19 protein-coding genes are annotated in these 19,382 nt (G+C 45.9%); 6 read left to right on the forward strand and 13 right to left on the reverse strand.

Features of this window, described 5'->3' with window-relative positions:
- Nucleotides 1-6 precede the first annotated feature (6 nt).
- Nucleotides 7-780 (reverse strand): sporulation protein YunB, encoded by a 774-nt coding sequence (gene yunB, locus IEY34_RS11715; RefSeq protein ID WP_229757593.1) that lies wholly within the window; start codon nt 778-780, stop codon nt 7-9.
- Between the two features lie 284 nt (nt 781-1,064).
- On the opposite strand from yunB, the gene IEY34_RS11720 reads away from it, so the two are divergent.
- Together IEY34_RS11720 and IEY34_RS36735 are read left to right on the forward strand one after the other, a co-directional pair.
- Nucleotides 1,065-1,913, forward strand: coding sequence for a transposase (locus IEY34_RS11720; protein ID WP_189011609.1), 849 nt, complete (start codon nt 1,065-1,067; stop codon nt 1,911-1,913).
- 786 nt (nt 1,914-2,699) lie between these two features.
- Nucleotides 2,700-3,023: a hypothetical protein gene (locus tag IEY34_RS36735; protein WP_229757594.1), complete on the forward strand. Its 324-nt coding sequence runs from the start codon at nt 2,700-2,702 to the stop codon at nt 3,021-3,023.
- Here IEY34_RS36735 and IEY34_RS11725 read toward each other — a convergent pair.
- The 3 genes from IEY34_RS11725 to IEY34_RS11735 all read right to left on the reverse strand — a co-directional run bounded on the left by IEY34_RS11725 (nt 3,020) and on the right by IEY34_RS11735 (nt 5,919).
- The gene (locus IEY34_RS11725; RefSeq protein WP_229757595.1) at nt 3,020-4,030 is read right to left on the reverse strand and encodes a hypothetical protein; all 1,011 of its coding nucleotides are present in this window, start codon (nt 4,028-4,030) and stop codon (nt 3,020-3,022) included. The genes IEY34_RS36735 and IEY34_RS11725 overlap by 4 nt on opposite strands.
- A 21-nt stretch (nt 4,031-4,051) precedes the next feature.
- The gene (locus tag IEY34_RS11730) at nt 4,052-4,915 is read right to left on the reverse strand and encodes a hypothetical protein (protein WP_189011611.1); all 864 of its coding nucleotides are present in this window, start codon (nt 4,913-4,915) and stop codon (nt 4,052-4,054) included.
- A gap of 104 nt (nt 4,916-5,019) precedes the next feature.
- Nucleotides 5,020-5,919 (reverse strand): LysR substrate-binding domain-containing protein, encoded by a 900-nt coding sequence (locus IEY34_RS11735; RefSeq protein WP_189011613.1) that lies wholly within the window; start codon nt 5,917-5,919, stop codon nt 5,020-5,022.
- A gap of 169 nt (nt 5,920-6,088) precedes the next feature.
- Here IEY34_RS11735 and IEY34_RS11740 point away from each other — a divergent pair, with 169 nt between their 5' ends.
- The 4 genes from IEY34_RS11740 to IEY34_RS11755 are packed head-to-tail and all read left to right on the forward strand — an operon-like array spanning nt 6,089 to nt 11,156.
- On the forward strand, nt 6,089-7,051 hold the full coding sequence (locus tag IEY34_RS11740) for an ABC transporter ATP-binding protein (RefSeq protein WP_189011615.1): 963 nt from the start codon (nt 6,089-6,091) through the stop codon (nt 7,049-7,051).
- Nucleotides 7,052-7,089: 38 nt separating this feature from the next.
- Entirely contained in the window at nt 7,090-8,175 is a 1,086-nt protein-coding gene (locus tag IEY34_RS11745) for an ABC transporter substrate-binding protein (RefSeq protein ID WP_189011774.1), read from the forward strand.
- 24 nt (nt 8,176-8,199) lie between these two features.
- A complete protein-coding gene (locus tag IEY34_RS11750; RefSeq protein ID WP_229757596.1) occupies nt 8,200-9,855 on the forward strand; it encodes an ABC transporter permease in 1,656 nt (551 codons plus the stop codon).
- Complete coding sequence (locus IEY34_RS11755; protein ID WP_189011617.1) at nt 9,855-11,156, forward strand: MBL fold metallo-hydrolase; 1,302 nt, start codon at nt 9,855-9,857, stop codon at nt 11,154-11,156. Before IEY34_RS11750 ends, IEY34_RS11755 begins: the two co-directional genes overlap by 1 nt.
- Before the next feature lie 10 nt (nt 11,157-11,166).
- Here the strand turns inward: IEY34_RS11755 and IEY34_RS11760 are convergent, their stop codons facing one another.
- The 9 genes from IEY34_RS11760 to IEY34_RS11800 form a co-directional block, all read right to left on the reverse strand.
- On the reverse strand, nt 11,167-11,739 hold the full coding sequence (locus tag IEY34_RS11760) for a 5' nucleotidase, NT5C type (RefSeq protein ID WP_189011619.1): 573 nt from the start codon (nt 11,737-11,739) through the stop codon (nt 11,167-11,169).
- A 25-nt stretch (nt 11,740-11,764) separates the two neighbouring features.
- On the reverse strand, nt 11,765-12,409 hold the full coding sequence (locus IEY34_RS11765) for a pentapeptide repeat-containing protein (RefSeq protein ID WP_189011621.1): 645 nt from the start codon (nt 12,407-12,409) through the stop codon (nt 11,765-11,767).
- A 39-nt stretch (nt 12,410-12,448) separates the two neighbouring features.
- Nucleotides 12,449-13,057, reverse strand: a complete 609-nt coding sequence (locus IEY34_RS11770) for a sigma-70 family RNA polymerase sigma factor (RefSeq protein ID WP_189011623.1) — start codon at nt 13,055-13,057, stop codon at nt 12,449-12,451.
- Between the two features lie 24 nt (nt 13,058-13,081).
- A complete protein-coding gene (locus tag IEY34_RS11775) occupies nt 13,082-13,657 on the reverse strand; it encodes a hypothetical protein (protein WP_189011625.1) in 576 nt (191 codons plus the stop codon).
- 253 nt (nt 13,658-13,910) lie between these two features.
- Nucleotides 13,911-14,933: an ATP-grasp domain-containing protein gene (locus IEY34_RS11780; RefSeq protein ID WP_189011627.1), complete on the reverse strand. Its 1,023-nt coding sequence runs from the start codon at nt 14,931-14,933 to the stop codon at nt 13,911-13,913.
- On the reverse strand, nt 14,930-15,757 hold the full coding sequence (locus tag IEY34_RS11785; protein WP_189011629.1) for an HAD family hydrolase: 828 nt from the start codon (nt 15,755-15,757) through the stop codon (nt 14,930-14,932). The genes IEY34_RS11780 and IEY34_RS11785 overlap by 4 nt, the downstream gene beginning before the upstream one ends.
- A complete protein-coding gene (locus tag IEY34_RS11790; protein WP_189011631.1) occupies nt 15,754-16,887 on the reverse strand; it encodes a cysteine protease StiP family protein in 1,134 nt (377 codons plus the stop codon). Before IEY34_RS11790 ends, IEY34_RS11785 begins: the two co-directional genes overlap by 4 nt.
- Nucleotides 16,860-18,281, reverse strand: a complete 1,422-nt coding sequence (locus tag IEY34_RS11795; protein ID WP_308423004.1) for a phosphoribosyltransferase family protein — start codon at nt 18,279-18,281, stop codon at nt 16,860-16,862. Before IEY34_RS11795 ends, IEY34_RS11790 begins: the two co-directional genes overlap by 28 nt.
- A complete protein-coding gene (locus IEY34_RS11800; protein ID WP_189011633.1) occupies nt 18,226-19,329 on the reverse strand; it encodes an HpcH/HpaI aldolase/citrate lyase family protein in 1,104 nt (367 codons plus the stop codon). Before IEY34_RS11800 ends, IEY34_RS11795 begins: the two co-directional genes overlap by 56 nt.
- Nucleotides 19,330-19,382 lie beyond the last annotated feature (53 nt).

Here is a 19,382-nt window from a genome sequence, read left to right on the forward strand (position 1 = left end):
AAGCCCTTAATGGGTAGTCCCTGCCTCTGGTTCAACCGTCGGCGTGATTGGTTTACCTGCATTGGGTAGCTGGGGAATGGATATACTGGGTAATCCGGAGTCTTTATTGCCTCCAACAGGGTTACCTTTATTGTCATAATAATAAGTAGGCACATCGCCAACCACTAATGAGTAAGAAATCGGAATCTCCGTTTCCACAATTTCAGTATCCGAATCAAACGGAATAATCACAGAAACCTCTGCAATAATTCGGACATACACCTCAAACATCACCATATTGATTCCTGCATTTTGCGAACGAGTATTCAAATCAACCTTCACACTGCCAACTGGCAGCAGCCGAATCGGAATGTCTGGGCCAAAAGAAGATAGAATAGCACTGTTCATCGCCTGCCCAACGGGAATATGTTCAGAAATACTTTGTAAATTATTAAGCTCTCCCTGCACCGTTTTAATCGTCTCGGAAGTAATCCGCATATGTTCATTATAATTCAGCATAAAGCCTGTAATCTTCCCATTTTTATCCATCTTCCAGTCAATCAACTGCTCGGCATTCGTACTCCCAGCCACATGGTCCGCTATGGCCGTATTAATAGCTTGTGTGGCAATCTGCTTTATCCGCACTTTGGCCAAATTCATCAATGGCGGCCTAAGATTGCGTTCAACGAAAATGAAAAATTGCACACCAAATAAGACAAAGATGACAAGAGCAATCAACAGTACCTTCTTGCGGTTCGTTTTCCCTGAAGGCCTGCTTTTCCACCGTCGCCTTTGCAGCATCTCATTCCCTCCCCCAGCCCGTTGTTCATTAGTACTACCTTATGCGGACATGAATTGAAAAAGAAGGACACTTTCCACGACCTGCTATCCCATGCAGACGATCTCCTGCTTCCATCTTATTATCGTTGCTTCACAACCTCCTATGCCTGCTATCCCCATCCCTCAGTTCAGAAAGATTGCTTTTTAGTTGGAAATAAATAGTATTTTATCTTGATAATTGATTAATTATTAGGTATAATATAAATAAGAACATTTGTTCTAAAACCTATTTCCAGGAGGCTCTCATGGACTTTTCCAATATGTCACTTGAGCAATTTAACAATCAATTCACAACTGAAAATAGCTGCGTCGATTACCTTTTTAGTGTTAGGTGGCCTCAAGGTTTCGTATGCCCTCGTTGTTCTCATCGTCATGCTTATGTAACTTCTACTCGTCGACTTCCACTATATGAATGTTGTTATTGTCGATTTCAAGTTTCCCTTATTTCCGGTACCGTGATGGAAGGCAGTCGAACGGAGCTACGCAAATGGATGCTTACTTTTTTTCTGCTCGCCCGTCAAGAAAAGGGGACAACCGCAGTTGAGCTCTCCAAAATCATTCAAGTTACATATAAAACAGCATGGTCAATCTTGCACAAAATCCGCTCTATGATTCATATATCAAATAATCAAATTCCACTGACTGGTTCCATAAGCATTAACTCAGCCGTCTATGGACGCCCCTTCAATCCCTCCGTTCACAAACACCCAAGAGAGCACCTTCTTCTTATCGCTGCATCTCCTAACCACACAGAAGAAACTACCACCTTCCTCAAAATTAAGCATGTTATCCCTCACAATCCCACATCCAGACACATTACACGTTCTGAAATTATTAACTTTCAAACCCAACATATTGACTCATCCGCACAAAATATTTCAATTACTACTGGACTGTATACTCCCAAGCGACTCCGACCTTTACTTTCAATTACTAAACAAGCTTCCCAATGGATTAATACGACATTCCATGGTCTTGGCGCCACTCATCTCCAATTATACCTTGAGGAATTTATTCTTCGTTTCAGCCTTTTTTCTAAAAATATTTCCCTATTTCCTCGCTTAGTAAAGCTTTGTTTCAGCATATATCCCTGAAAATATGTACGTTGTGCGCTCATTGTGTCTCCCTTAGGTTTACTATGTATTCTTCGAGTACTTTGAACACGACTTCATACTTTATCTTTATACAACAACAACAACAACAACTTGTTTTAATTATTCTGCTGTTTGTACTTCCAGTTTGTTCTTTTGACTGCGTTACTTTGTGTTGTTATGTTTATTATTTGCTCATTTTTACTGCTTAATCTTCTGTCTGTTCTTCTGTTGTTCTGTTGTTCTGTTCTTCTGTTGTTCTGTTGTTCTGTTATTCTTCAGTCCATTCTTTTGCTCATTCTTCTGTTCGTTCTTCTGTTCGTTCTTCTGTCCGTTCTTTTGCTCATTCTCTGTCCGTTCTTCTGCTCATTCTTTTACTCATTCTCTGTCCGTTCTTCTGTCCGTTCTTCTGTCCATTCTTTTGCTCATTCTCTGTCCGTTCTTCTTTCCATTCTGCTGTACATCCTTCTGTTTGTTTTCACTTTTTTACCATTTGCTTTATTGCTTTCTACTATTTTCCCCTTCCTACTTCTTCTGTTTATTATCTCGTTTCTTACTTAGCATTTCAAAAAAAGACCATATCTAATTAATTAAGTTCAGGCACTTTCTGAGGGGATGGGATTGTCCTTATAGCACGCAAGAATAAAGTATAGCAGGAGGCGGAGGCGGTCAATTCGCGTCGGCCTGGGGTTGGGATTGAGGTTGATATAAGCAGATAAAAACCACCTTCAATGAAGGTGGCTCCAAGCTTTTAAAGGGCTTGGACCTCAAGATATGTGGATGCTTTTAATGAGAAGCAGGAACCAGCGAGGTTCCGCCAAGACCGCTTGGCGTGCTGCTTGTTTTGCTGAGGGCGATTTTATCACACGTGCACCGTCCTCTTACTTTGATATACAGCGTGTGTATACCCGTTTCGGCTTTTTCCATGCCCAGCTGGAGCCGCCTGTTGTGACTTGTTTGCTGCTGCCGGAATCAACTGCAATGTTAAATTCGTATCTCAGGTTGTTCGTATCGCTATCACCTGAAACATTTGGTTTTTCCATGCAACTGGAACCTGAGCAGGTTGCACATGCCGTAACTATAAATGTTCCATTTTTTGACGTATACGTTTAAGCTTCAATATACGAAACGGAGCTTCCATTCACGTTACATGTCCACCCCACTTGAATTTGTGTGCTGGAGGTAGGGGTTGCTGTTACGTTAGTCGGGACTGTTGGCGCAACAGTATCTGGTGTTGGCGCTGTTGGCGCATAGCGTTCCATGATTAGGCTTGTTTTAAGGATATCTGATTCAACAAGCCAACCTTTTGAACGGAGCAAGTTTATTAAATCAGTACGCACACTTGTCGCTTCACTCAAACTGTCTGTTTTGAATGAAGCCTCGACGATGTCTTCCGTGCCCGTTTTTGCAGCGTTGAGTATTGTCCAAATCTCGATATCTAGTTCTAGGTCTTTATATTCGCCTTTATATCTTTTGAAATCGACAGGTCCGTAAATAACTGCATTGTTTAATTGCGATGTTCCCCAGCCCGCGCTGGTCCAATTGCTGAATTTACTTGGCGCATTGGCGATAGAAATGGAACGCGAGGTGGCTAGATTTGGCACATTCAAGCCGGTTCCGCTGTACCCAGAAACGGTGACATCTTTCTCGTATTGTACACTCAAGGTTTGTTTGCTGAATGTCCAATCGACTTGAAACTCAAAGCCGGCAGCGGAACTATTTAAGCCATCCCCCGCTGCAGTAGTCAAAGCAGCATTAATATCCCCGCCTGAAACGGGATATCTCTTTTTGAATTGCAGTTGATGGGTGTTTTGGTCGCTTCTTTTGCGAATACGATCGCTCCATCCCAGACCATCCAAAGAGCGTGCAGTTGTATCCATATACTGTACACGATAGCTTTTCGCCGAAGAACCTGTAGCGAATTGGCTGCGAACGCTGCTGACAAGGTTATGACTGGCATCAGCTACGATTGCGGGAGCTAGATTGAGTTTAACTTCATAGCTAGGCGTACCGTTTGCTGCTGAAGCCTGCTGCGGGGAGAAAACCCCGCCTACCAAAAGAACTGCTGCGGCTGTTGTTGCCAGAACCAGTTTGGATGTTTTGTTCAGTGCTTGAAACATTCGCTCATCTCCTTAAATAGTCTAATATCGATCCATAATGAGTTGTGTTTTTAAAGAATCTTGAGCCAGGAACCATCCTTTGTTCTGCAAATAGGTAATTAGCTCATCATGCTTGGTAGATGCTGTTGTTTGACTGTCTGTTTTAAAAGAAGCTTCCACAACATATTCTGTGCCTGTACCAGCAGCATTAAGTATTGGCCAAACTTCGATGTAAAGCTGCTGACCACTCCAGGTACCAATGGAGCGTTTGGCCAAAACAGGCCCATAAATACGAGAAGAAGACAGTTTGCTTGTCCCCCAACCACTGGACACCCAATTATTAAATTTATCCGGCGAGTTATTGATAAGAAGGCTTCTGGAATCGCTTTGGTTTGTTAAATCCATACCGCTGTAGCCTGATTTGCTGCCGCTTTTGGTCCGTGTGATGCTGAGCGTTTTCTTTTGATATCCCCACTCTATCTGAGCTTCGTACCCGGTGTCACCGGAATTGAAACCTTCTTGATTGGCTAAGGTCAAAGCCCCGTTAATATCACTGCCTGTCACTGCATAGCGCTTCTTGTAGCTGAGTTCGAAGTCATTTTCACCTTCTGTTTTACGAATCCGTGTGCTCCAACCATTGTTATAAATGTCTTTGGCATTCGTATCCAGGAACTGGACGTTCATTTTGGTCACCGTGTCCGGCATGCCAAAAGCCGTTTTCACGCTGCTTGTAAGCTTGAAGTCTGATCCCAGAACGACACTTGGATTCAGCAGCAGCTTCACTTCATAATTCGGCACCATATTGCTGGCAGCCTCTGCTTGTTGCGGCGCACTTCCGATACCAGTTACTAATGTGGTTCCTACTACGGCAGCCATAACGATGTTCAACACATTCTTTTTCAACATCAATTCATCTCCTCATCATCTGGAAAGGTTTTCCCTACAGACTTGAGATTAAATGAGATTTGTTTTTGGATGATCAGCTGCACGTGTAGTTTTTGTAAAAAAATTCAGTATGTCCTCACGGAATCGCGCAGATAATCAAAAAAATTACCGAAAAAGGACGAACGAATTCGGTCCTCATTGTATGTGAAATAGATGTAGCGTTTAAACGGATTATGCGGAATTACATGATAGACCAGCTCTTTGTGCTCTATTTCTTTGGCGATAGCGATCTTAGAAATAACGGAGACGCTGTCTCCAGTAAGTACAGCTTGTTTAATAGCTTCCAGTGAATCCATTTCCATGACAGGTCTAAGTTCGATCCCCAAGTTTTTTGCCCATTTTAATGTCATTGTGCGCGTGGTGGATTCTTGACCATGTAGAATGAATGGCACATCTTTTAGAAATTCGGGATAAAGAGTTTCATACCTAGCCAGACGATGATCTGGGCTGAAGAAGAAAACAAGCTCGTCTTCACATAAGGTTTCACCAATTAAAGGTGCCCATTGAAATGGTTCTGCAGACATCACACCGATATCAATCTCATGATTGAGAAGCATTTCCTGAATAATAGGGGAGGTTCTCACGGTAAGTGAAATGGAAATATGCGGATAACGTTTGGAAAATGCGCTAAGAATGCTTGGCAGGACGTAAGTCCCCGGCACATAGCTGGCCCCTATTTTCAAATGTCCGCTTCCCCTCTCATCAAATTCTTTCACTACTCTTTCTGCTTCCTGAGCAAGTGCGTTAATTTTTTTGGCGTAATGATTCAAGGATTGTCCTGCGTCTGTCAAATGAACTTTCCCTGCCTTGGAGTAAAACAGTCCGACGCCCAGCTCTTGTTCCATATTTTTCATATGAAAGGATACGGTCGGTTGTTTCAGCCCCAATTCATCAGCAACGGTTGTAATTCGTTTGTGTTTATCTATTAATTCAATGATTTGAAGCTTAATCAAATTCCAGTTCATCGGCATGATTCTCCTTTTGGGTATCGTTCGTGACCATTATAGAAAAAATCTATGCAATTGAATAGATTACAAACAAAAACTTAACAATCTATTTACTTTGCGTTGACACTCTGCTGATTATAAGATTCTAAACTAAAGTTGAGTTCCTAAGAACGGAAGGATGCCTAAAATGCCTTTACACCTTAGCGGTATCAACAAAACATTTAGTGGGTCGCCTGCGTTGGAAGCTATCGAGCTGACTGTGACAAAAGGGAAATTCACAACTTTGCTTGGCCCATCTGGATGCGGCAAAACAACTTTGCTGCGTATCATCGCCGGTTTGGAAACGCCGGATGCGGGAGACATTCACTTAGGAGAGTTGTGCCTGTTCTCCAAATCCCGCAGGATCAATCGTCCTGTTCATCATCGTGATTTCGGAATGGTTTTTCAGGATTTTGCTCTATGGCCGCACTTAACGGTGCTGGAGAATGTGGCTTTCGGTTTGAAAGCAAAAGGGGACACAACCAACTGGCGTACTCGATCTATGGAGGCCATTGAGCTAGTCCAATTGCGAGGTATGGAGAAGCGGTTTCCACACCAACTCTCCGGAGGTCAACAACAACGTGTTGCCTTGGCCAGAGCGATTGTTGTTCGCCCACAGCTTGTCCTTTTCGATGAGCCTATGAGTGCCTTGGACGCTCTTTTAAGAGAAGAAATGCGTGTAGAGCTGATGAGACTGGTTCGCCAAATTGGGTTTACGGCCGTTTATGTCACTCATGATCAGACAGAGGCCATGTCGATGTCCGACGAGATTGTCGTCATGCAAAACGGCCGCATTTTACAAAAAGATGCGCCTGAGATCATTTACAGTAAACCCACTCACGCTTTCACAGCACGCTTTATCGGAAAAACGAATTGGTTGGAAGCGGATAAGCGGCTCGTTCGTCCCGAGCATGTCCGATGGACATCTAGTTCAGCGAATGACCTTGCTTATTCTGGTGCAGTTCAAACGGTAAGTTACATCGGTGAACGCTATGAAATTACTGTGTGCTTAGAGGATGGAAATGTTTGGATGGCCTACCATCCATCACGACTGGCAGTAGGAGATCAAGTTAGGCTTTATATTTCATCAGATCAGATTCATGTACTTTAATTTTAACTCAGAGAGGGTGCTCGTAATTGAAAACATCAATGAAAAAATCGTTAAATATTAGTTCCTTGGCTCTAATGACTGTTCTGGTAGGTGTAAGTTTGACCGGTTGTGGAACAGCAAAACCAGCTTCGAATGGCAATGCAGCCACTGCAACTCCCGCTGCTGCTGCTACTGCTGTCACAACTACAGCAACACCAGAGGCGAAAAAGCTTAGCGGTAAAATTGTTGTATATAGTGCTGGACCGGCTGATCTAGCTTTGAAAATCCAAAAAGCCTTTCAAGCCAAAACAGGTGTAGAAGTTGAAATGTTCCAAGGTACGACTGGTAAAATTCTTGCCCGCATGGAAGCTGAAAAAGCTAACCCCGTTGTTGACGTCGTGGTACTAGCCTCCCTACCTTCCGCGATTGGGATGACAAAAAGTGGTTTGACACTCCCTTACAAAGAAGCGAAAAATGCCGACAAGCTAATCCCTGCCTACAGCGATAAGGATGGCAACTATTTTAGCTATAGCCTATCTGCACTGGGAATTGCTTATAACACCAAAACGGTTACAAATCCTCCGAAAGAGTGGAGCGATCTAACGAAGCCGGAGTGGAAAGACATGGTAAATATTCCGGATCCCGCTCAATCCGGTTCTGCGCTTGATTTCATGACAGGCTATACGAACAAAAATGGCGACGCTGCTTGGGATTTATTCGGTAAAGTGAAAGCAAATGGCGCTATCATTGCCGGAGCGAACCAAGAAGCCATGGATCCCGTTATTTCCGGAGCAAAAAGCATTGTTATGGCAAGTGTGGATTATATGACCTACGCTTCCAAAGCAAAAGGAGAACCTATTGATTTGATCTATCCGGCAAGTGGAACGGTTATTTCCCCTAGACCTGCCATGATTATGAAAACAAGTAAAAATGTTGATAGCTCCAAAGCCTTTATTGAATATTTACTTTCGGATGAAGCTCAAAAAATGGTGACGGATGCTTACTTGCTTTCCGGTCGCAGTGATGTGCAAGTCCAAGGTAGAATGAGCGCGAAGGATATTCCTACGATTCAAGTAGACTGGAATTGGATGAATGACAACCAGGCTGCCGTTACACAGAAATTCACCCAATTGTTCAAAAAGTAAGCGCCGGACGGGGATGACTGTCAGATGAGAATCAAACGTATGGGGACGTTCTTGGCACTGCTGCTTTTGGCTGTGCTAGTCGTCCTTCCTCTTTTATGGGTATCTTTCAAAAGTATTTGGATCAATGGGACGCTGGACTTGCTGGCACCTATTCGAACTGTTTTGGAAAAAGATTTAACTAGCGTGTTCAGTCACTCTTTGATATTAGGCGTCAGTGTCGTTGCAGGATGCACGCTGCTGGCTCTGCCTCTGGCCTGGCTAATGGCCAAAACACCGCTGCGTAAACACCGCTGGCTTGATATTGTGCTGCTCATCCCCTTCATGACACCGCCATACATAGGTTCTATGGGTTGGATTTTGTTCATGCAGCCTCGTGGTTATCTAGAGCAGCTGTTTCCAGGGGCCAAGTGGGTCAGCAGTCACTTTTTTAGCCTATTCGGCATGATTACGATCATGAGCCTTCATTTATTTCCCTTTCTTTACTTGATTCTGCGCAATGCGATTCTACAAATCGGCGGAAATAAAGAAGAAGCCGCTGCTGTGCATGGGGCCAGCTTCATGTATACGGTAAGGCGCGTTATGCTGCCGCTTGTTTTTTCAAGTTATGTGATGGGCGCTTTGCTGATCTTCGTGAAAACCTTGGCCGAGTTCGGCACACCCGCCACTTTCGGTAGGCGCATTGGTTATTTCGTGTTAACGACGGAAATTCAAGCTTCAATCTCCAGTTGGCCTGTGGATTTCGGCAAAGCTACCTCGCTGGCCTCCCTTCTCCTTCTGGCTTGCCTTGCACTTTGGTACGTCCAGTCGATCGTCGTCCGCAAGCATTCGTATAACCTTGTAGGCGGCAAAGGTTCCCGTGAGAAAATCGTCGGGCATCGCGGCTGGCAGCAAGCGCTTGCTTGGGTGTACGTCATACTGCTATTGGGTGCAGCCATTGGCATTCCCTATTTCTCCATCGTCTCCGCTTCGCTGATGAAGCTCCGGGGCAATGGGCTCGCCTGGACCAACCTGACGCTGCACCATTATGGGGAGCTTCTGACATGGGGCTCACCGAGCATGAAGGCGCTGACGAACAGCATGGGGCTCGCCCTGCTCGCCGCCTGCCTAGCCGTCGCGCTCGGCACTTGGTTCGCCTTGAGCATCGGCCGCGCCAAGCAGTTGCCGCAGCGCATGACGGATATGTTCAGCCTGCTGCCGAACACGGTGCCTGATATGGTCCTGGTCGTCGGACTCATCATGGTATGGAACGCGCCATGGATGCCGATCCATATCTACAACACCTACGGCATGGTCGTCCTCACTTATGTGGTGTTCTTCCTGCCGTACACCGTTCAATACGTCAAAGCCCGCAACGGGCAGTTGGACGAATCCTTGCGGCAAGCCGGGCAAGTTTTCGGTGGGAAGCCCTGGTACGTGTTCCGACGTATTGTATTGCCACTGCTCCTGCCGGGTATGCTGGCCGGCTGGATGATGACCTTCACCATCTCGCTTAGAGAGCTGGTCGCCTCGCTGATGGTGCTGCCTCCGTCCATGCAGACGTCAGCCACCTACATCTTCGCTCAGTTTGAACAGGGGCAACTGTCACTTGGGATGGCGATGGCCGTCGTTTCAGTCGGCCTCACCACAGGCCTGCTGTTAATTGTCAACAACATGAATTCGAACAGAAAGTGGAATGCGTAATGATGGAACTACATGTATGGGGCGGCGCCGGTGAACACGGACGCTCCTGCTATTGGATCGGTAACGATCATACGAGCATTTTGCTCGATTGCGGCGTAAAACGAGAAGGATGCGGTGAGTATCCGTTGTTGGATCCTACGCGAATTGCTCGTTTGGACGCCGTTTTTCTTTCGCATGCCCATGAAGATCATTCGATCACGATCCCTTGGCTATATAAAATGGGCTATACCGGGAAGGTGTGGACCACGAGCCTTACGGCCATGCAGCTGCCAGGGTATTTTGCGTCCTGGGCAAACTATGTCAGTCAGCAAGGAGGGATGCTTCCTTATGATGAGGAAGATCTCGCAGCCATCCAATACGCCTATATCGAAGATGAAGTTCCGCCGCTGCAATGGGCAGCGTTGTCGCCAGCGCTGCAGATTTGCTGGGGGCGCAGCGGTCATATGTTAGGGTCCATCTGGCTGCTCATTAAATTAGAAGGGAAACGCTTATTCTATTCAGGGGATTACACGGAGGAGTCGTTCCTGCTGGGAACCGACACGCCGGAGGATGAAATTCGCGGGCTTGCGCATTTGCATGGGGCCATCGTAGATGCCGCTTACAGCACAGATGCGGAGCATCAACCAGAAAAGCTGGAGCAGCTCTATATGGCTGCTGCGAATATCCTATCAGCAGGCGGGCAGCTGCTCATGCCGGTTCCCGTTTCCGGCAGAGGGCAGGAACTGCTGCTGCTTCTGCGGCGGCGGTTCCCTGATACGCCGATCCGGGTCGAACACGAGCTCATCGACGCGATGGAGCTCATGCTTGAACATGCCAGCTGGCTGAGGCCTGGCATGGATCATGTGCTTGCTGATGCTTTGCGTGTCAGCAGCTTTGAGATTGTGCACGGTGATGAGCAGCGCGCACATCTGCTAGAGCAGGACATGGCTGCTGGGCGAGCGGCCATATGGTTTACGAACGATGGCATGATGCAGTCAGCTAAATCTCAGTGGTACTATGAAAAGCTACGGGCTCATGCCGGGAGCGGCATCCTAATTACCGGCCACGTTGCCAAGGGGACGATGGCCGAGCGGCTGTTGGCTCTCAGTGAAGCGCAACGCGGCTGTCGCATGGAGGTTGTTCGATACAAGATTCATCAGGGTAAACCCGATGTACGCAAAATGACCCAAGCTATGAACAGCAAGTTTACACTGCTGGTTCATGCGCCCAAACGGGATACGGATATCCTGCTTGAGCAGCTTGAGTCGGAAGGTTATCGTGATTTGCTGTCGTTACAGCCCGGTGACATCATCCATCTATGAGGCAGGAAGCCTATCCTGCCTCTGTTTTTATAATGTCGAGAAGTTCATCCCAAGCGGTGATCCGCGGTATTTGAAGATGCTGATTGTAGGATCTGTCTTTGACGTAGACGTTCACAGGCAGATGGGACAAGGTCTCCAAGACCGTGGGTTTATCGTCGAAATAATAGTCCAGCTTCAGCTCATCAATAATATGAACCTTCTCGGAATCGCTCATGCCACAATAGAAATGGCCATCCGTTACCGGGAAATCATTGGCAATAAGCCATTCACGGGTTCGATCTGTATGCTCCTTGGCTCTGGCCGTTATGTAATAAACTTCATGGCCTTGGTCGACTAAAGCATGCAGAACTTCCCTGGCATGAGGAAATACCCCACATTTGGAATAATAAATGTCATCCCGGAGGCTTGACCACAGCTTCCCGCCCTCTTCCTTGGTCAGACCAAAGGCGCTGTGGATTTCCATCGAAGGCAAGGCGTGAAAGACATCGAGTCCAACATTTTGCTGCAATCTATCATTATAAATATGAAAAGCATGTTCCCTCAGATTGATGAGCGTATCATCAATATCAAAACCAAATTTCACCGTTACGTCCTCATTTCATATCTCGTTATTCCTTCAATACGAGTCCAAACAAATTTGCAAACACGGAAGCTTGTCCTCTGGAAATGATACAACCACGCAAGTCATCCATACTCACACCGAGACTCGTGAACTCGCAACTGCTGATATCAATCCCTGCAAGCTTCGTTCCAGTAAACTGCGCCCGATCCAGTTGGCAAGCCTCAAAATGCGTTTTTTGCAGCGTTGACTCATAGAAATCGGCGCTTAACAGCGAGCAATCCTGGAAATTAATTTGCTTGAAATTAGCCATACGGAAAGTGGCATAATCAGCTAAACAAGCGTGGAACAACACATTCCGGACCGTGGCACCCGTCAGATCCATCCCGATAATTTTGCAATTACGGAATTCGGTCCGGTGTATAGTAGCTTCTCCAAAATCAACGTTGGATAAATCACAGCGATCAAAAATCACATCGGTCAGTTCAATTTCCTTCATTGAAATGCGCGTAAACGTCACATTGCGAAAAATAATTTTATCAAAAGCGACTTTGTAGCCTGATTGATTGTCAATCGTGCAATCGCTAATTATTCCTGTATGAAAGCTTTCCTCGGATTCGAGTTCCTCGTACGGCAGCTTAATTTCGGGTAATTCTTTGGGTAGTTTGGGTGCTTCAATTTTGGGAAGGCTCATTCCGTTACTCCTCTGTCCTCAAATAATGTGATCATGCTTTTAGAAAATTATGACAGAAGTCAGGCTTTGCACCAAGAAAAACAAGGATCCCCATTTTCGTTTGATGTAATTCCGGCCGCGGAATAATCTCGTTTTGATCGTCGATACAGGCAGATTGACTTCTTTGCTAATATCCTCCAGCGACATATCCAAGTAATACTTGTATACAATCAAGTTTTTGTATTTATCAGGCAAATCTTGAATCATCCGCTCTACTTGCGCCGCGGTTTCCAACTCGATTAGTTGAAGCTCTGGCGTTTTCTCTTGACTGGTGAGCTTTTCATAAAAAGGAAGGGAATCCTGAAACGGATTCGGATTCGTATCCATGGACAGCTCAGACTTCTTTTTGCGCAAAACGTCAATCGTCACATTTTTACCAATGCTGAAAATCCAACTGGAAAAGTTTTTCGTAGTGTCAAACCGATGGGAGTGCAGGTAAGCGCGCAGAAACGTCTCTTGCACGACATCTTCCGAATCCGATTTATTGCGCAGCATACGATAGGCTAAACGATATATTTTGTCTTTATAAAGCTCTAGAAGACGATTGAACGCTTTAGAATCCCCTTGACTCCACAAGGCGGCAAGCTGACTATCGTTTAATTGCAGCATGTTTAAACTCCTTTTTGATGAAGGCTACCATCTTTTCTTTCCACCAGATTCATCGGGCTCACTGAACCCGTTCATCTTCTCATAGGCCTCTTTCCAAGTCGTGAAAATGGCTTGAATCTGCATGAATTCCTTATCTGCAGGTCCGGCTCCTTGCATAAACATAACCTCTAGCATCCGTTTGTAAAAAGACAATCGTTTATGAATGATGGCTCTTTCGATCTCCATAATTTCTTCAAGACTGTGATAGTCCATAAAAGATTGAACGTCTTCCAGCTCATCTTGGTCCTGGGGAGGTCGTTCTTCGCGCGGATTGCGCTCCGGCATGGCTGGACTTGGTCGATCACTCAAATCTACAGTCGTTCTAATCTCAGACAAGAGAATGTTTTCCTTGGCGCACATCACATGAAAATATTTGTTCTTGAGCAGTTCGTTCATGACAAGCTGACACATATCTTTATTGCGAATCAACATGCCATCAAACGGATGGAGCGTCCAAACCTGATCTTTTTCATATATATTGAAAGTAAACCATTCATTGGCGTACAAAATTTTGGTGTTAATCGTGTAGGCATCAATAATTTCAAAGCTAAAATCTAGCAATGTACATCCCCCTCCTGAGCATGCAAACCCTATCTTCCATTCTACCAAATCGGATCAAAAAAAAGAAACCTTTTCAGGTTTCAAAGTTGTCTATTTATCTATATATTTGGACACAATTTCGGCTTTTTCAGCACTGGCGATGACAATGAGAACGACGATTATGCCGAATAGGATAATTCTGCCTACCATCATACTCTGCACCTTCTTCGACAGATTTGAACATCTATACTCAAGATATGATGGGCAGCCTTATTTATTCACCAAGATCCATAATAATGTATTTTTCGATATGGCTGGCCAGTATGCCGTAATTAGGCTTTTGCACGTCCACATGCCTGCCTAGAATCGATTTAACCGCTAAATAAGGGAAATTAATCCCGGATAAACACGTGACATGCAGGCCACCGGACATCCGCGGATTAATTTCCAGCAGCTTGGGAACACCTTCGTTGTATTTCACCTGGATGTTGTAGTTGAACGGAATTCGATACGTAGCGGCGACTTGATTAGCGATTTCGATAAGTTCCGGCACTTCTTCCAGCAAACGCAGGCGTCCATCTGCCTTTCTGCGGGGCACAGCGGCCAGCAGTTCACCCGATGCAGTAGCCAAACAGTCAATGCTGTATTCGTACCCATTCAGCAGTTCCATCACCATAAGATCATCGAAACGATCCACGGATGATAAAATTTGATAAGCCTGATCCGTAGACAGATACGGTGTCACCGTTCCGAACAAATCGCTCAAGGTGTCGCGCTTGTTGCTGATGATCCGAAAGCCCATTCCGCCTTCCGCATTCGTCGGCTTCATGCAAACCTGATGTCCAGCTCCACTTGTAACTTCGTAAGCCGAAATGAATTCATCAGCAGTGTTCACGACATGGTAGTCCGGAATCGCGAGAATATTCTTCTCCCGGATGGCTTCATAGAATTTCTGCTTCTCTAGCAAATTCTCTAGCAGCTCCAAATCCCGGCAAACGGTCACTTTCGTTCCTACGCTTTCAAAAGCATCTATATGTTTGGCGATAGCGTACATGTGCAGGCGTGGAATAAAGACATCAATGCCGTGCTTTTTGCAGAAATTCAAAGCAAATTCCACATAGTCGTCATCCCCTAAGACTGGCTCTGTATCTGCGAAATCAGCTGCTTGCAGCGCCATGTGGGAACGATCCGGATGTGTGCCATACATCTTGAACTGCACGCCATCTTCGTTATTGCGAATGCTGTTCATATAGTGATAAGCAACGGAAAACCAACGGTTAAACCATACTTTTTTCATGAGGACTCCTTTATCTCGAGATGAGCTGAAGTGACAGATTGTACGTAGCTTAAAATTTCATCGGTTGCAAAAATACCGGATTCCTCAGTAAAGGTATAGTTCCCTGTCGGAGCATGCTGCTGCTGCCGGAATAACTCGCCATGTCTAGGCGCGATCGAGTAGTCAGCGAAGTCCAGCAACACTTGATCCAGCAGCGAATCACCGGAAGCTACAACTTTATCTTCGCCTAGGAGCTGCTTGATGTAGGCTACGGCATCTCGCTTATTCACCGCATGCGGTACGACATAAACCTTCCTTCCCTGAATGGAAGTGCTCCAACCCATCTGGTGAAGCTCTGCGCTCATATCCCTCACTTCCTGCAAAGGCATCTTATCCCGATGCACGATGTGGGAAAAGAAAAAATCATCACAGTATGTGGAGCTGATGACCCATGCTGGATTCAACACTTTGTCCGTCAGCGTAAGGACATCCTGAACATGCACGCTAGTTTCACTGACGCGGGCTGCGATGGCTGCCTGCCAGTCGGGATCAGGATGCCCAGCCACAACAATATTCCCGCCGTTGCTCGTCACGGCGTATTGGGGCTTTACCATTTGACTAATCAAATGGATGCGCAAGTACTGCTGAATCGTTCTTGTCGTCACCGGAACGAAGATCAGCTCCGCCATCAACGCCTGAAGCCGCTGGAAGGCGCTGGCAGACATATACGATCTTGCTTTGCCGTCAATCAGCTCCGCCAAAAGAATTCGACTGCCCAGCTCTTCCGCTCGCTCTGCCGGCTGTGAATAAATCAGCGTCTGATCCAAGTCGCTTGCAAAAATCATTCGGCATCTCCCTTCACTGATTTAATAATGCCGCAGCATGAATACGTGAGCCCAGGGTATACTTCCACCGGCACATCCCTCGCTTCTGCCAGGAGGCGGATATGGCGGATATTCGGATTATCCAGGCGATCAACGAGGATTTTCCACGGAACTCTACGGAGCAGTACACGTGTCGTCTCGCCGACGCCAGGTTTGATCAAATTGATGTCTGGTATGTGATATTCCCTTTGAATTGCCTGGATATCGTGCAGACCCTTCCAGGTAACTTCGGGGGGATTCGCTAGGAATTCATTGGCTCCCCGCTCGGCTTGTTCAACAATTCCGCCAAAAAACGGCGTAATTTCAGCAATAAAATGATTCGATAGATCCTGATCCAGCCAATCTTGATAAAACTTGGAACCATGAAAATCATACGGTCCGATAAGATCCTCACGGAGTACCGTTCGGCTCATTAAGCCGGATACCGTGGAATTCAAGCATGCGCTCGGAATCAAGAAATCCTCCCTCGTTCCGAACATATCCGTGCAGTGGCCTGGATCCGCCAACACCGCAAGCTCGTCGTCCAGCTTGATCCCATGCTCTTGATCCAACTTCTGACAAGCCTCCGTCAACACGTTGCGGATAGCCCCTTTGCCGGTCCACCCATCAACGAATTGCAGTTTGGCGCCTGGATGTTTCTGCAGAATGTAAAATAACGCATTCTCATCTATTCCTTTGCCACGAATAATTGAAATGCTGTAATGTGGCAGCACGTGCTGATGAATGTCTTCTACATAGCGCTTAATCAGAATCCCAACCGGTGTCCCTGCTCTCGCCAAAGAAACCAGAACGGTACCAGGTCCCTTTCTATGCAGAATCAGCTCAGCCGTTATGCCAACAGCGAGTGCAACTTTCTCGGCTGACTGCTTGAGCGTCTCTTGATATAGCTCCAAATAGGCAGCCGTAGGCTGCTTCTCTTCGGGAAGCATTTCTGAATAGTGCGTACCCGACTGAATCGCGCGTTCTCTGGCATCAAGCGACTTCTCTAGGTTCACCTCGCTCAAATCCTTGAGCAGAAAGATTACATCGGATGTGGGGTAACTGCCCAAACGGACAGGATCGTTTATTGGCCGAGTGCGCCAGTCTGCCATGTAGCATGCTCCTTCCAAGCTGTCGTCTGGGGCGAGAACATCACAATATGGATCTGTTTCAGCCCCCGCGTCAGAAGAATCTCAAGCAGTGGCTGCATCGCCGCGTGGTCCACTTCTCTTTCCATGAATAAAAAAAGATCATCGTACTGGCCTTCTTTGATATTGTAAAGAAAATACGTAACGTCCGGATCTTCCGGCGCTGGGTACGGATAGCCTACTTGAACCGCGTAGCCTTCTCGATCAATACAATGGATCGGACTTCTCGTCGTCGATTGGTAGACAACGCCTTCGCCCATCTCAGCGGCAATTCGCATTGGCAGATACATAAATTCGCCGGTTCCCACGCACAATGTCGTGGTGCCTTTCCGAGCCTGCTTCAACAGCTCAGCAGCTTGTGTGACCACTTGATCGGATTGTTGGCAGTCCTCTGATGTAAGACCGAAACGGCCGCTATCCCGCAAATAAGGGCGCTCATTCGCAGCAGGCGGAACATGTCTAAAAAGCTGATCCACATAAATAAAATCAATGCTGTCGTTTTGGTTTGCTGCTTGCAGACGCGCATGTTCCTGCCGTGGGATGCTTTCGGATGAACCTTGAACCTCTACCTCACCTTTGATCAGAGAGATAACGTGAATCGAAATGTCCAGTTCCAACTCCAGCTTCCTGAATTGCTCCTGATCCTTCTCTGTGCGCCAATCCAGCAGCGCCAGAACGTAATAAGCCTTCTTAGGGAATTTCCCTTGCATATCTCTGATGATATTCAAGGACGTTTTGCCCGTGGTTATTTCGTCGTCCACAAGGACTACCAGATCAGCTTGGGTTAGCAGATCAGCATCCAGCGCATAGCAGTAATGTGCAACCGCATGGGAATGCTCCTCGCTGAAGCTGATGATGGACGGTAATCCATCAATCACCTCGCGCGTTGTATGGATATAACTTCCGTTATGTCCAAAGGTCTGAAAGACAGCATGTCCTATCGCTGTAGCCGTTTCGGCGAAACCAATAAAAGCTACAGATTGAGGCAGAGATAAACGATGGGACATGATTTCTTTATACGCGGCTTCTGCTTGAAGTGGCTCCGTCATACCTTGAATCGCAAGCGGCAGCAAATCTTTCGCCACTTCACCATGAAGAGCCTGCTGCAGCATGAGAGCCAGCGAAACTCCACTTAACAAAGAAACATACGGTTGAACAGGAATGTGTTTGCCGAGCACCTTACTGACGAATAGAAACGAGCGTTTCTTATTGATTCTTGCCGCCATCGCAAACAATTGATCGAGAGGAATATTATAGGGGTTTGAAGTCACGTTCACTTGAAGTTCTAAATCTCCGGCAATGCTATACGTACGCCCGATCTTGTTTGGACAATAATCCGAAATATTGTTGTTGTTCATTCAGCACCCCATAAATGTGTGATCGTAAAAGAATCCGTCTAGCCCAGCTTAAATGAGGTTTAATTTCATTCATTTTATTCGCATATGCGCTCTTGATCACACCATGATCGCCATTATTATTGGAAATAATGCTTGTCGCATCCGCATACTCCTCATGCGTTACGGCATACAGCGATTGCACAGGTTTGATATGTGTTGGATGAATAATGGTTTTGCCAATCAGCCCGTTTTCTTTATCCATGATCACTTCACGAATTAGCCCCTTCTGAGGAAAATATTCCCATACAGGACCAGAGATAACGAACGAAGCGTCCACACGACCGAATATATTTATAATATCAGCTAAACAATCACGGATCGGCGTAATGTCATAGATGGTCATTTCCGAACTTCGTCTCAAGCCAAACAAACTGGAGAAATCGGTAGCGCCTATCCGAACATTCAGAACGAGATCTTTGTATTTGGTCAAAATATCTTTAATTCCTTGCAGCGTTTGAAAACGACTTTCTTTATAAATAATTGCGCCGGTTTCCAGAATAGGAAGACCGTATAACTTAGGAGCAGACACTGGTTTCTCATCATTATAAGTTTCTAAAATATGAAAGTAGGCCTCGCCGTTCGCCATCGTAAACTTAGGAAATACAAAACCGGTTAGCAGTGTGACATTCTCTTCTAAACGCTCTATCAAATAATTCAATTGATTCTCACTTCTGACTCGAACAAATAATAATGGGAGGTTGTTCGCGCTCAGAATACCGACTTCAACCAATGCAGCCAATTTGTTCATTTGACTCACTAACGATTCTTCAGCGTCATGCACCTCGTTCTCCCCTACCGCATCTTCCAAATCAAGGACGACGGAGACAAGCCCTTCAATTTTGCCAAAAGCAATATCTTCAGCAAAGGTAGGACGTGTAGCAGGCATATAAAGTGCGGCACCAATAGAATGAGCTAAAATATCTTGGTTCGAATGATTATAAAAAGAGGTGGGCGGAATATAAAATAAAGCTTTTTCTTCATCGGCTGTTAAATAATTAAAATATCGCAATCCGATCCCTCCCTCATTTGGTGAAAGAACAATCCCTCCATATAGGAGGGATT

It is taken from the genome of Paenibacillus marchantiophytorum (assembly GCF_014640555.1).
In the GTDB taxonomy this organism is placed as follows: Bacteria; Bacillota; Bacilli; order Paenibacillales; family NBRC-103111; genus Paenibacillus_E; species Paenibacillus_E marchantiophytorum.

What these genes read in the sequence shown, in the direction of transcription:
- IEY34_RS11795 (WP_308423004.1), bottom strand. Translation starts at nt 18,281, where the DNA reads ATGAACAACAACAATATTTCGGATTATTGTCCAAACAAGATCGGGCGT.
- IEY34_RS11770 (WP_189011623.1), bottom strand. Translation starts at nt 13,057, where the DNA reads ATGCTGCAATTAAACGATAGTCAGCTTGCCGCCTTGTGGAGTCAAGGG.
- IEY34_RS11740 (WP_189011615.1), top strand. Translation starts at nt 6,089, where the DNA reads ATGCCTTTACACCTTAGCGGTATCAACAAAACATTTAGTGGGTCGCCT.
- IEY34_RS11735 (WP_189011613.1), bottom strand. Translation starts at nt 5,919, where the DNA reads ATGAACTGGAATTTGATTAAGCTTCAAATCATTGAATTAATAGATAAA.
- IEY34_RS11790 (WP_189011631.1), bottom strand. Translation starts at nt 16,887, where the DNA reads ATGGCAGACTGGCGCACTCGGCCAATAAACGATCCTGTCCGTTTGGGC.
- yunB (WP_229757593.1), bottom strand. Translation starts at nt 780, where the DNA reads ATGCTGCAAAGGCGACGGTGGAAAAGCAGGCCTTCAGGGAAAACGAAC.
- IEY34_RS11750 (WP_229757596.1), top strand. Translation starts at nt 8,200, where the DNA reads ATGAGAATCAAACGTATGGGGACGTTCTTGGCACTGCTGCTTTTGGCT.
- IEY34_RS11725 (WP_229757595.1), bottom strand. Translation starts at nt 4,030, where the DNA reads ATGTTTCAAGCACTGAACAAAACATCCAAACTGGTTCTGGCAACAACA.
- IEY34_RS11720 (WP_189011609.1), top strand. Translation starts at nt 1,065, where the DNA reads ATGGACTTTTCCAATATGTCACTTGAGCAATTTAACAATCAATTCACA.
- IEY34_RS11765 (WP_189011621.1), bottom strand. Translation starts at nt 12,409, where the DNA reads ATGAGCCTTCCCAAAATTGAAGCACCCAAACTACCCAAAGAATTACCC.
- IEY34_RS11785 (WP_189011629.1), bottom strand. Translation starts at nt 15,757, where the DNA reads ATGATTTTTGCAAGCGACTTGGATCAGACGCTGATTTATTCACAGCCG.
- IEY34_RS36735 (WP_229757594.1), top strand. Translation starts at nt 2,700, where the DNA reads ATGAGAAGCAGGAACCAGCGAGGTTCCGCCAAGACCGCTTGGCGTGCT.
- IEY34_RS11755 (WP_189011617.1), top strand. Translation starts at nt 9,855, where the DNA reads ATGATGGAACTACATGTATGGGGCGGCGCCGGTGAACACGGACGCTCC.
- IEY34_RS11745 (WP_189011774.1), top strand. Translation starts at nt 7,090, where the DNA reads ATGAAAAAATCGTTAAATATTAGTTCCTTGGCTCTAATGACTGTTCTG.
- IEY34_RS11730 (WP_189011611.1), bottom strand. Translation starts at nt 4,915, where the DNA reads ATGTTGAAAAAGAATGTGTTGAACATCGTTATGGCTGCCGTAGTAGGA.
- IEY34_RS11780 (WP_189011627.1), bottom strand. Translation starts at nt 14,933, where the DNA reads ATGAAAAAAGTATGGTTTAACCGTTGGTTTTCCGTTGCTTATCACTAT.